The 12,074-nt window shown below is 71.1% G+C and carries 9 protein-coding genes; 4 read left to right on the top strand and 5 right to left on the bottom strand.

The features are described from left to right. Window positions 1–50: 50 nt before the first annotated feature. From AB0G10_RS38385 to AB0G10_RS38395, 3 genes are read right to left on the bottom strand one after another with little or no spacing between them, the layout of a single operon-like run. A complete protein-coding gene (locus tag AB0G10_RS38385) occupies window positions 51–374 on the bottom strand; it encodes a hypothetical protein (RefSeq protein WP_360933682.1) in 324 nt (107 codons plus the stop codon). Continuing rightward, the gene (locus tag AB0G10_RS38390; protein WP_360933685.1) at window positions 374–5,296 is read right to left on the bottom strand and encodes a DUF6531 domain-containing protein; all 4,923 of its coding nucleotides are present in this window, start codon (window positions 5,294–5,296) and stop codon (window positions 374–376) included. Before AB0G10_RS38390 ends, AB0G10_RS38385 begins: the two co-directional genes overlap by 1 nt. Before the next feature lies 1 nt (window position 5,297). Next, a complete protein-coding gene (locus AB0G10_RS38395) occupies window positions 5,298–5,753 on the bottom strand; it encodes a hypothetical protein (RefSeq protein WP_360933688.1) in 456 nt (151 codons plus the stop codon). Between the two features lie 120 nt (window positions 5,754–5,873). On the opposite strand from AB0G10_RS38395, the gene AB0G10_RS38400 reads away from it, so the two are divergent. Both AB0G10_RS38400 and AB0G10_RS38405 read left to right on the top strand, forming a co-directional pair. Beyond that, window positions 5,874–7,571, top strand: a complete 1,698-nt coding sequence (locus tag AB0G10_RS38400) for a serine/threonine-protein kinase (protein ID WP_360933691.1) — start codon at window positions 5,874–5,876, stop codon at window positions 7,569–7,571. 2 nt (window positions 7,572–7,573) lie between these two features. Further along, window positions 7,574–8,137, top strand: coding sequence for a DUF6529 family protein (locus AB0G10_RS38405; RefSeq protein ID WP_360933694.1), 564 nt, complete (start codon window positions 7,574–7,576; stop codon window positions 8,135–8,137). A gap of 97 nt (window positions 8,138–8,234) precedes the next feature. On the opposite strand, the gene AB0G10_RS38410 is transcribed toward AB0G10_RS38405, so the two are convergent. After that, complete coding sequence (locus AB0G10_RS38410) at window positions 8,235–8,849, bottom strand: FMN reductase (RefSeq protein ID WP_360933697.1); 615 nt, start codon at window positions 8,847–8,849, stop codon at window positions 8,235–8,237. Continuing rightward, entirely contained in the window at window positions 8,846–9,943 is a 1,098-nt protein-coding gene (locus AB0G10_RS38415; RefSeq protein ID WP_360933700.1) for an LLM class flavin-dependent oxidoreductase, read from the bottom strand. Before AB0G10_RS38415 ends, AB0G10_RS38410 begins: the two co-directional genes overlap by 4 nt. Before the next feature lie 237 nt (window positions 9,944–10,180). Between AB0G10_RS38415 and AB0G10_RS38420 the strand changes: the two genes are divergently transcribed. Then, the gene (locus tag AB0G10_RS38420; RefSeq protein WP_360933702.1) at window positions 10,181–11,305 is read left to right on the top strand and encodes a hypothetical protein; all 1,125 of its coding nucleotides are present in this window, start codon (window positions 10,181–10,183) and stop codon (window positions 11,303–11,305) included. Between the two features lie 77 nt (window positions 11,306–11,382). After that, window positions 11,383–12,072: a hypothetical protein gene (locus AB0G10_RS38425; protein WP_360933705.1), complete on the top strand. Its 690-nt coding sequence runs from the start codon at window positions 11,383–11,385 to the stop codon at window positions 12,070–12,072. The last annotated feature ends 2 nt before the right edge of the window (window positions 12,073–12,074 follow it).

Here is a 12,074-nt window from a genome sequence, read left to right on the forward strand (position 1 = left end):
GGGCTGCCCACCGGCCCTCCGCCCCGCTCACGGCTCCGCGACGATGAAGCTCACGGCTCCACGATGATGTAGTTGTTGTCCGCCTCGGCGAACGGATCGGTGGTGCCGCGCGTCGCGGACTCGATCACGTTGTCCCGGATGACGATCTCGTAGACCCACTCGGGATCGTCGCCGCAGGCCGGGCACTCCTCCGGTACGCCCTCGACCAGCACCAGCTTCGCGGGAACGCCCTCCTCGTTGACGCCCCACCGCAGGACGTCGCCGAGTTCGTACTCGTGTGCCCGCAACTCCCCGTACTTGAACTGCACCCGCCGCCGGATCGGGTTGGCGCACACCGGGCAGGTCTCGTCGATGGTCACGACGTTGAAGGCCATCAGAAGCGCTCCACCGGGTAGGGGTAGTCCGTCAGGAAACCGAAGAAGCTCTTGTCCGCCGTTATCAGCGGAATGTCGTCACGCATCACCGAAGCCGCCACGCGTGAATCCTTCTCCTTCAGCCGCCGTGTGTTGCCGAACGGATCCGTCATCTCCCGGGCACGCTCTCGCAGCGCCTCCGCTTCGGACTCGGGCGCCTCCGCGCCGATCCGGCCGCCTCGTTGCTCCAGGAACTGGTCGAAACGCTCCTGCGACCCTCCCGCCAGGTATTCGGATGCCGCCTGCGGTGAGACTACCGGGGCACGCCCCGCCAGGGCGGCGTCGAGGCGCGGCATCTGACCGTGGTCGAGCGCGCCGATGATCGGATTCGCGTCCACGCCGACCTCGGGCGGGCGCGGCGGCGGGTCCGGAAGCCGCACCGGCAGGTCCGCGCCGAGATGAGCGCCGGGCGCCGGGGCCACTCCCGCGGTGAAGAGGTCGGCAGCCGCGGCCTTCGGGTTGAAGACGCCGCCTCCGGTCAGGCCTCGTTCGATACCACCGCTGACCAGCGATTCTGCGCCGCTGAGGGCCAGCTCGCGGACGAGCGGGTTGGTCGCGGCCAGCCTGGCGCTGCTGCCGAGAGCCGCCACCGTGCCCGCGCCCGCCGCTCCGGTCACGGCACCCACCAGGGCGTCCTTGCCGACCTGCCCCCAGTCGACCTCGCCCGTCGTGAACTTCTGGATGCCCGCGCTCGCGCCACCCGCGATCAGGCCACCCGATGCCGCCATCAGCGCGACGCCGGCCGGGCCTCCGACGCCGGTGAACATCAGGGCCACGCCGCCGACGACCATGGCGCCCGCTGCGAGGTACTCCCAGTTCTCGGCGGTCCAGTCGGCGGCGTCCTCGAAGAAGCCGCTGCTCAGATCGTCGCGGTAGGCGGCCAGTTCGCTGTCCGAAATCGGTCTCAGGCCTAGGGGATCTGCGTGGCCTACGGGGTCGTTCGCGGCGTAGTGGTAGGGGTTGCCGCCTACCGCGGTTCCGGGGATGGGCGGCATCGGGTCGGGGCTGAGGAACGCTCGTGAGGTCGGGTCGTAGACGCGGTTGCGCAGCCAGGTGAGGCCGGCGAACTCGAGCTCGCCGTGGAATCCGAGACCCGGATCGGTCAGGGCGGGGGCGCCCCACTCGTCGCGTTCCTCGCCTACGGTTCCCTGCCAGTCCGGGGTGAGCTGCTCGGATCCGGCCTGCCAGGGTAGTCCGCGAGCGGCGATCGGCGTGGTCCCGATCAGACACGGCCGGCCGTCCCAGAGGATCGCCTGGCCGTCCACCTCGGCCAGTTCGCCGAGCGGGTCGGTACGCACGCTGATCGTGCGGCCGCCGGCCGAGACCGACTTCAGCCTTCCGAAACCATCCCATTCGTACGATCGGAGCGGGTCCCGCAGTCGACGCCCCGAACCGTCGTACTCATAACCGGAATCGGTCAGCTGGCCGGCGGCGTCGTAGGTGTACCGCTGCCCGCCGTCGCGGGTCAGGCGGCCCGCGGCGTCGTAGTCGAGGGTCCGTCCGTCGGCGGCGACGAGCTGGCCGGCCGCGTCGTACCCGTAGAGGTGCTCGCCGTCCGCGATGATCCGCCCGGCTGCGTCGCGGGTGAGCCGGGCCGCCCGGTCGCCGAACACGTAGGCGGCGAGCCGGCCGTCGGCCGTGTGCTCCCAGGTCGCGCGCCGGCCCGCCCCTTCGATCGCGGTGATTCGTCCCAGGGCGTCCCTTGTGACAGCGAGGTGACCGGTCAGCGGGCCTGTCATATCGGTCAAAAGCCCGCCGCGGTCGTAGCGGTAGGTGGTCGTCGAGCCGTCCGGCAGGGTGAGCGAGGTGCGCTCGCCGTCCGGTCCGTAGGTGCGGACCGTCGAGAGACCGCCGTCGCGGCCGGGCGAGCCATCCAAGGTGGGCAGGCGGTCGTGGGCCGGTGCGCGCGCGTCGACCGGCGGGCGGGCGTCGACCGGCGGGCGGGAGTCAGCAGACGAGCGGGAGTCAGCAGACGACCGGGCGTCAGCAGGCGGGCCGGCGTCGACCGTCGGGGTGGCGTCAGCAGAAGGGGGTGGGCTCGCCGGCACGGGGCTGCGGCGGCGTTCGAGGAGGCGGCCGTTGCGGTCCCAGGTGAGGTTCACTTCCAGGTCGCCCTCGCGGACGGCCACCGGGCGGCCCAGCACGTCGCGGCGGAAGGTGATCCGGGAGCCGTCGGCGGCCTCGATCGTGGTGACCCGGCCCGAGGTGTCGTAGGACCAGGTCACCGTCCGGCCCGCGCCGTCGGTGCGGCGGGTCATCCGGCCGGCCTGGTCGTAGGCGAACGTCGTGCGGCGACCGAGCGGATCGGTCACCGCTACGACGCGGCCGGCCTCGTCGTGACGGTAGGCGGACGACCCGCCGAGCGGGTCGGTGACCCGGACGACCCGGCCCCGGGAGTCGTGCTCGTAGGTCGTTCGGTGGCCCAGAGGGTCGGTGGCGGCGACGACCCGGCCGGCCGGATCGCGGTGCAGGCGGCGGGTGCCGCCCTCCTGATCGGTGATCGCGACGACGCGGCCGGCGGCGTCGTAGGTGTAGCGGACGCCGTCACGGTCGGTGAGACGGCCGGCCTCGTCGTACCGCAGGCGCACCGGACCGGAAGCGATCATCGCGCCGTCGGCGTCGTAGGCGAACTCGGTGCGGCGCCCGGCGCCGTCGACGCGGGCGCTGACCCGGCCGGCCGCGTCGTGCTCGAAGACCGTGACGCGCCCGCCCGGGGAGATCAGCCGGTGGAGCCGGCCGGCCGGGGTGTACTCGACGCGGGTCTGCCCGCCCTCCGGGTTCTCGATCAGCGTGCGCCGGCCGCAGCGGTCGTATCCGGCGCGCGCCGCGGTGCCGTCCGGCCGCAGGTGGGCGACGGTGCGGCCGAGCGTGTCGTATTCGAAGGCGCTGCCGGTCAGCCCGTCGCCGAGCCCGGTGATCCGCCCGTTGTCGTCGACGGTGGCGCTGTGCCGGGTGCCGACCGGGTCGATCGCGGCGACGACGTTGCCCTCCGGGTCGTATTCGCGCAGCCAGGTGGCGCCGGCCGGATCCGTCGTCGCGGTGAGCCGGTTCAGCGCGTCGTAGGCGAAGTCCCACTTGGCGCCGTCCGAAGCGGTCATCCGCGCCAGGTTGCCGAGATCGTCCCAGCTCAGGCCGGTGACGTTGCCGAGCGGATCGGTGATCGTCTCGGCCCCGCCGTGGGTCCCGTAGGCGGTCTCGCGGCGCGCGCCGGTCGGATCGGTAACGGACACGATCCGGCCGCCGGGCGAGTAGCCATACCGCCACACACCACCGCCCGGATCCACCCGCTCAACGAGTCGGCCGCGATCGTCGTACCGGAAGAAGGTCTCCCGCCCCAGCGGCATGACCGTCCCGACCAGCCTGCCCTCACCATCACGCCGCAGACGAGCGGTGTTGCCGAGCGCATCCGTGACCGAGACCAAATCACCGGCATCATCGAACCCGAACGACAACCGAACCCCATCAGGATCGGTCACTTCAGAAACAAGCCCATCGCGTACGACAAACCGCGTGACCCCACCCTCACCATCGACGATCTCGCTAGGCGTCCTGTCCTCGCCCGAGTATCGGTATCGGACAGCGACCTCGCCGGCCACGACCTCGACGACCCGGCCCTCGTCGTCGTAGCGGTACTCGAAGACCCCACCACCCGGCTCCGCCCGCCGCAGCAGACGACCCCGGTCATCCCACCGCAACGTCGTCACCGCACCCTTACGATCGGTGACCGTGACCGGATTCCCCCACTCGTCATAGGTACGACTCAGCCGCGCCCCATGACCGTCCGTCACCGACAACAGCCGCCCGTGATGGTCGTGGACATAGACGTTGGACACGTCGGCGCCGACCACGGTGACCCGGCCCGGCAGATACGCATACCGGGTCCGCCGCCCGAACCGCGACACCTGCTCGACCACCCGGCCGTCGTCGTCGTAGCCGTTGCGCGTCTCGGCAACCCCGTCACCGTCGACGACAGCCGTCACCCGGCCGCGGTCGTCATGCTCGTACCGATCGCCGTTCGCCTCGACCAGAACACCGTTCGCGTAGTCATAGGAGACGTCACCGACCGCCGTGATCCGATCCCCCGACCACCCGACCGTGACCGCCCGCCCACCACGCCGCGTAAGACTGATCAACCGCCCGTCGGCATAACCGAACGTCACCCTGTCCGCCCGCGTCACCCGCCCCGAACCGTCGAACACCCACACCCGGCCGTCGAACCAGCGCAACTCCAGGCCATCACCGACCGGCACCACCTCGGCGCCCACTCCGACGACCCGGCCATAGCCGGCGCCCTGACGAGGAAACACCGCCCGCTGACCATCCGGACCCGCATAAGCCGCACCTTCGGCGTCAGCGATCAACCGGCAATCAGCCCACGACGACCACCCCAGCCCGAACGCCCCGACCGCCGACGACCGGCTGTTATAAACCCGGCGCCACTGATGAGAATCGGTCACCGCCACGAGAAAATTGCCAGTGGCGGTGTTAACCGGGTCATCCGCGAAACCGCTGGTGGGCGGAAATCCGTACGCAATGGGATCGTCGAAAGTCACCGCAGCCCGACCACCACCCAAGCCGGCGGCGCGCAGCGACGCGGCGATCGCCGCATCCGGCAGATTCGCGAGATCGCCGTCGCCGCCGGCCGCCCGGAAAGCCTGCGCGATCTGCGCGACCCAGCGAGCGTCGGCCTCGTTCAGATCGAGATATTGCCCGAAAGCGCTGATCAGCGACGTCGCGTCGAGGTGGCCCCACCGATTGCCGTCCTGGAACTCGCCGTAGGCCGCGCGCAACCGGCCGAGCCGCCCCCGCAGCTCGTCGTCGGCCGCGCGGCTGCCCCGGACGAAGGCGTCCAGATCATCCGGCCGCGCCGAACTCGTCGCCATGTCACTCCCGGGCGCCGACGGCGGGTGGCGGGGCGGTGTAGACCGGTGGCGTGATCGGATCCGGCACCGGCGGCAGATCGTCCTCGCCGAAGACGAAGTCGCCGATCTTGTCGAGAACGCCCTCGTCCTCCTGCCGGCGCTGCCACTCGCGCGCCTTCTCCCGCCGGTCCTGCTCCTCGCGCGCGAGCCGGGCCAGCTCGTCCACCTGGTTCGCGGCCTGGCGCATCGCGGTCGCGAGGCGTTGCGCGTCGGTGACGCAGAGGCCCATCCGGGTGGCGAACTGACGCGCGTAGACGCCGCGCCACTCCTCGGTCGCGAGCGTCGCCACCGAGGTGCGCCGGGGGATCACCCCCTCGCACTCGTCGGCGCTCGAGCGCAGCTGGGATGCGAGCCGGGTGGCCGCGTCCCAGTCGAACGGCACGTCCTCGGAAATCCCCCGCAGATCGACCATCGCCATCCCCTGCAATTGGCAAGTGATTGCAAGGATAGGTGCGGAGTGAGGACAATGGGGAGTCCTGAAATAGTTCTAGATCATTCCGGTGATCCTTTTTCGATGATCTTTTAGGGGGCACGGGGAATGGCCGATCAAGAACCGCTCGGCCGGGAATACCTCCTGCACGAGGAGATCGGCCGGGGTGCCGTCGCGGTGGTGCGCCGCGCCACCAGCCGATCCGGCGGCCCTCCGCTCGCCGCGAAACTGCTGCGCCCCGAGTACGCGTCGGACCGTCGCGTCCGGGAACTGTTCCTCCGCGAGGAGGCGGCGCTCCGCGACCTCGATCATCCGAACATCGTCGGGCTGCGCGACCTCGTCGTCGAGGGTGAGACCCTGGCCCTGGTCATGGACTACGTGGACGGTCCCGACCTCCGCCGCTACCTGGAGTTCCGCGGTGGGCGCCTGCCGGCCGCCGAGGTCGCGGCCATCGCCGGTCAGGTCGCCGCCGCCCTCGCCGCGGCCCACGCGCAGGGCGTCGTGCACCTCGACCTCAAACCGGAGAACATCCTGGTCGTGCCGGGCGACGGGCCGCCGCGGGCGCGGATCACCGACTTCGGGGTGGCGGTCCTCCTCCACGACGCCGAGCGGGGCGCGCCCGGCGGAACGCCCGGCTACACCGCGCCGGAGGTCTTCGGCGGCGGCGCGGCCACGGCGGCAGCCGACGTGTGGTCGCTCGGGGTGCTGATCGTGGAGCTCACGACCGGGATCGCGGGCCTGGATCCGGGGGCGCTGCCGCCCTCCCTCGCCCCGGTGGCCCGCGACTGCCTGGCGGCCGACCCGCGGCAGAGGCCGCCGGCGCGGAGGGTGGCCGCCTACCTGCGCAGCGCCGAAGCAACAGGACCGGCTCCGGCTCCGGCTCCGGCTCCGGCTCCGGCTTCATCGTCCGAGGCGGGTCCGTGGGCTGCCACCCCGCCGCCGCAGGCCGGCCCCTGGGCCGAATCGCCGCCGCCACCGGCCACGCCCTGGCCCGGCCCGCCGCCACCGGCCACGCCCTGGCCCGGCCCGCCTCCTCCGCCGGCCCTCAACGACACCCGGCTGCGGCCCGGCGTCACTCCTCCTCCCCCGTCACCGTCCACCCCGGCGGAGACGACGCCGCCCTCCCGCTGGCGCCGGGGACCCCTCATCACGCTCGGCGCCGCGGCCCTCGTCGCCGCCACCCTGGCCGGGATCAACGCGGCCGCCGCCGGCGAGCAGAACGGGCAGGCCATCCAGCAGATCAGCATTCCGCCGAAGGTCACCCCGCAGACCGCGGACCCGACCACCGAGCCCACCGCCGGCATCACCACGACACCCGTCGCCGAGCGGCTGCGGGTCACGCTCGCGGGCCGTGTGGAGGACGACGCCGGCACCCTCGCCATCTCGATCCGGGACGGGACGGCGATCGCGTACATCTGCGACGGCGAACGTGTCGAGTCCTGGCTGCGGGGCACCGCGAAGGCCGGCAAGCTCGCCCTCGAGGGGAAGGACGGCAGCCGGATCACCGGCACGTTCGACGCCGCCTCGGCCGAGGGCGAGGTCACCGTCGAGGGCGACACGCACGCGTTCACGCTGCGTAAGGTGAAGAAGCCGTCCGGGCTCTACCGCACCGCGGCCCGCGTGCGCGGCGCCCAGCTCAGCGGTTCCTGGATCGTGCTCGACAACGGCCGCCAGGTCGGCGTGGTGACCCGGGACGGCGTGCCCTCCCCCGCGCCCTCACTCGACGTCACGAACGGCCGGGTCAGCGTCGACGGCTCCACCCTCGGCACCATCACGATCGACGTCGACAGCGGGGAGGGATTCTGACCGTGGACGCCGGCACCCTGCGCCGGCCACGCGTATGGCTTCCGGTGGTGGCGGGTGTCGGCGTCGCGGTCGGACTCGGCGTCTACGGTCGCCTGCACGATCCGTCCGGCACCTCCGGCATCGGCGACGCGCTCCGCCTGCAGACCGGCAAGGTGTGGCTGGCCACAGCCGTCATGCTTCTCGCGGTGGTCCAATTGATCACAAGCCTTTCCGTGTACGGCAAACTGCCGTCCCGGCCGGGAATCCCCGCCCTCCACCGATGGAGCGGCCGGATCGCCCTGCTGCTCTCCCTGCCGATCGCCGTGCACTGCCTCTACGCCCTCGGCTTCAGCTCGGCGAGCCTGCGAACGCTGGCCCACTCGATCCTGGGCTGCCTCTTCTACGGCGCCTTCGTCACGAAGATGCTCCTCCTGAGCCGCCCAGACGAAAGCCGCCCAGACGAAAGCCGCCCCGGCGAAGGGCGCGCCTGGGTCCTCCCGCTCGCCGGAGGTCTGGTCCTCACCGCGATCGCGGGTCTCTGGCTGACCTCGTCCCTCTGGTTCTTCACCACGGTCGGCATCGGCTGACCCCGAGCACGGAAGCCCCGGACGGACCGGCGGGGAACGGCGATGCGCGCCCGGGGCGGGTACCCCAGGCGCGCTGCCGACGTACGGAATCAGGGTCTTAAAGGCTCTTGAGCATGTCCTCGAAGTCGCCGGTCAGGGCGAAGGGATCGGCCACCACCGCCGGCTCGCGGCGCTCGACCTCGCGGGCCAGCTCACCCGCGGCCCGCTCGATGCGGCCCCGGAGCGGACCCTCGACCGAGTTGGCGCCCCAGTCGTCGCTCGCCGCGAACACGCCGGTCGGCAGGATCGTGGCGCGCAGGTAGGCGAACAACGGTCGTAGTGCGTGCTCGATGACGAGCGAGTGACGCGCGGTCCCGGCCGTCGCGGCGAGCAGCACCGGCTTGTCGACCAGGGCGTCCTTGTCGATCACGTCGAAGAACGACTTGAACAGGCCGCTGTAGGACGCGCTGAACACCGGGGTCACCACGATCAGGGCGTCGGCGGCGGTCGCCGCCTCCTGGGCCTGCTTCAGGTTCACCGGAGCGAACCCGGTCAGCATGTTGTCGGTGATCTCGTGGGCCAGGTCGCGGAGCTCGACGACCTGGGTGTCGAGGGTGACGCCGAGCCGGGCGGCGGCGCCGACCGCCGCCGCGGACAGCTGGTCCGCGAGCAGGCGGGTCGACGACGGCTGGCTCAGGCCGGCGCTGATGACGACGAGCTTGCGCTGCTTCATGCCGAGACCTCGTCCTTCTTGGCGTCGCGCGCGGCCACCAGGGACGCGTGCGTGGGAGCGTCCGGCACGTGGGCCGGCTTGAGGGCGGCGAACTCCTTGCGGAGCACCGGCACGACCTCGGAGCCGAGCAGGTCCAGCTGCTCGAGCACGGTCTTCACCGGCAGGCCGGCGTGGTCCATCAGGAACAGCTGGCGCTGGTAGTCGCCGACGTACTCGCGGAAGCCGAGCGTGCGGTCGATCACCTGCTGCGGGCTGCCGACGGTCAGCGGCGTCTCCCGGGTGAAGTCCTCGAGCGACGGACCGTGGCCGTAGACCGGCGCGTTGTCGAAGTACGGCCGGAACTGCTTGACCGCCTCCTGGCTGTTCCGGTGCAGGAACACCTGGCCGCCGAGGCCGACGATGGCCTGGTCCGCCTTGCCGTGGCCGTAGTGCTCGAAGCGCTGGCGGTACAGGCCGACCATGCGCTGCGTGTGCTCCTTCGGCCAGAAGATGTGGTTCGCGAAGAAGCCGTCACCGTAGTAGGCGGCCTGCTCGGCGATCTCCGGGCTGCGGATCGAGCCGTGCCAGACGAACGGCGGCACCTCGTCGAGCGGGCGCGGCGTCGAGGTGAAGCTCTGCAGCGGGGTGCGGAACTTGCCCTGCCAGTTGACGACGTGCTCGCGCCACAGCTGGTGCAGCAGCGCGTAGTTCTCGATCGCCAGCGGGATGCCGGCCCGGATGTCCTTGCCGAACCAGGGGTAGACCGGCCCGGTGTTGCCGCGGCCCAGCGTCAGGTCGACGCGGCCGTCCGCGAGGTGCTGCAGCATCGCGAAGTCCTCGGCGATCTTCACCGGGTCGTTCGTGGTGATCAGCGTGGTGGCGGTGCTGAGCTGCAGCGTCGTCGTCTGCGCCGCGATGTAGGCGAGCGTGGTCGTCGGCGAGGACGAGAAGAACGGCTCGTTGTGGTGCTCGCCGAGCGCGAAGACGTCGAGGCCGACCTCCTCCGCATGCTTCGCGATCGTGACGATGTTCTTGATCCGCTCCGCCTCGGTCGGGGTCCGGCCGGTGGTCGGGTCGGTCGTGATGTCGCTGACGCTGAAGATTCCGAACTGCATGACCGCTCCTGGTGCTTCCGGCCGGGGCTTCCGTCGTCCCGGACTGCCCTGCACAACTTCCTTGACGGAGAAACTATTTCAGATTCAAAGAACTTGTGCTGCGGCGGGGGTCACACCCCGCCGGCGCCTTCCTCCGGCTTATAGCGCCGGGGGTATTACGATCACCGGAGGCGGCGAGGGGAATCCAGATTCGTGTATGCCTCAGCGGAGTGCGCTCTCTCCGTCATCGATCGACTGGTGACCGGTGAAGGTTTCCTGACGGCGTCGGCCGCACCCGCCGCCGACGAGCCCGTCGGGCGGTACGCCACGCTGTTCGGCCGGGACGCGCTGATCGCGGCGCTCCAGGTCCTGCCGGTCCGGCCGGCGATCGCCGCGGCCACGGTGGCCTCGCTCGGCTCGCGGCAGGGCCGGAGGCACGTCCCGCAGACCTCCGAGGAGCCCGGAAAGATCCCCCACGAGGACTGGGAGGTCGCCCCGCAGTGGCATCGCGAGCACGCCTGGCCCGTCGCGCCGGACGGAAGCCTCCGCTATTTCGGATCGGTCGACTCCACCTCCCTCTATCTGATCGTCGCGGCCCGGCTGGGCATCAGCGACGGGACGGTCGCCGCCGCCCTGGAGTGGTTGCGCTCCGGCCTCACCGCCAACGGTTTGATCACCTATGACGGGCATCGCGAAGGCGGCCTCTACCACCAGGGCTGGCGGGACGGCCTGTGGGACAAGGAGGGTTCCGGCATCCGATGGCCCAGCGGCGACCAGGTGGAAGGCCCCGTCGCGGTGGCCTCCGCCCAGGCGTTCGCCTACGAGGCCCTGCGCTGTCACGGCTTCGACGCGGACGCGGACCGGTTGGCCGACGCGGTCGAGGAGACGTTCTTCGGGCACGGCGAGCCCTGGCCGGCACTCGCCGTCGACGGCCACGGGCGGGCGGTGCCGACAAAGGCCAGTGAGATCGGCATCCTTCTCTGGTCCGGCCTGCTGAAGCCCGCGCGGATAGCGCCGGCGGTGACGGCATTGGAATCCCTGATGACGCCGTGGGGCCCGCGGACGATCTCATCGGAACATCCGAGCTTCGCACCCGACGCGTACCACCTCGGATCCGTCTGGCCCTTCGAATGCTGGTTCACCTGGGGCGCCTTGCGCCGATACGGGGCGTCCGGCCTGGCCCGGCGCGTCGCGGAAGGGGTGCTCGACGCCGTCGAGGTTCTCGGGTGCATGCCGGAGTGCTACGCCGCCCCGCTCGACGGGGGCCCGCCCTTCGTGCCCCGGCGGGCCACGAGGCTCCAGGCCTGGACGGCCGGGGCCGTGTGGGCGCTCACGAGCGACTGGGACGGCAAGTCCTCACCGCCTGCGCCTTCCCTCGATTGAGGGGATTGTCTGCCGGCCGGTCTCCCACTAGACACGTAACAAGAGGCGGCCCTTCCAGACCGGAACGGAGGCCGACCATGCCAGTCCCCCGCGTCGGACAGCACCTGCGCCGGCAGATCCTGGATCATCGTGAGTTCGAGATGCCGGTCTCCTTCCGGACCGAGGATCACGATGCCTCCCGGTGGATCACCGTGGCCCTCGCGGAATACCAGAGCCTGCGTGCCGAGTCGCTGCAGGCGCAGCACGCCCAGCAGACGATCATGCAGTTCGGCATCACGGGCATAGCCGTTCTCATCGGCCTCGCCCTGCAGGTCGAGGAGAGGCTGATCGCCATCCTGGCCCTGCTCTTCGTCGTACCCCTGCTCAGCATCTTCATAGTGAGCGTGTGGTTCGTCGAGATCTTCCGATCCATCCGGGCCGGCGCTTTCCTGTCGTGCCTGGAGCAGAAGATCAACCGGGTTCTCGGCGGCGACGTACCGGCGCTGGAGTGGGAGAGCTGGCTGCGCAGACACCCCGAGGTGCGCATGTTCGTCCGTGACCGGATGAGTTTCGGTGTCCTCTACGTGCTCAACGTCGCGGGCCTGGTCGTCAGCGCCTTCCTCGCTCAAGGGGCCGGGTTCCACATGACGAACGCGCCGCTGGTCGTGAGCGTCTTCGCGGCATCGTCCCTGTCGCTGCTCATCCTGGGCCTCGGCGTCTACCGCCACTACGAGAAGCGGGTCTACCTGCAGTCGATCGACCTGAACGCGGCCCTCACCGTCGAATGACG

Origin of the sequence: Actinoplanes sp. NPDC023714 (assembly GCF_040639855.1) — a bacterium.
In the GTDB taxonomy this organism is placed as follows: Bacteria; Actinomycetota; Actinomycetes; order Mycobacteriales; family Micromonosporaceae; genus Actinoplanes.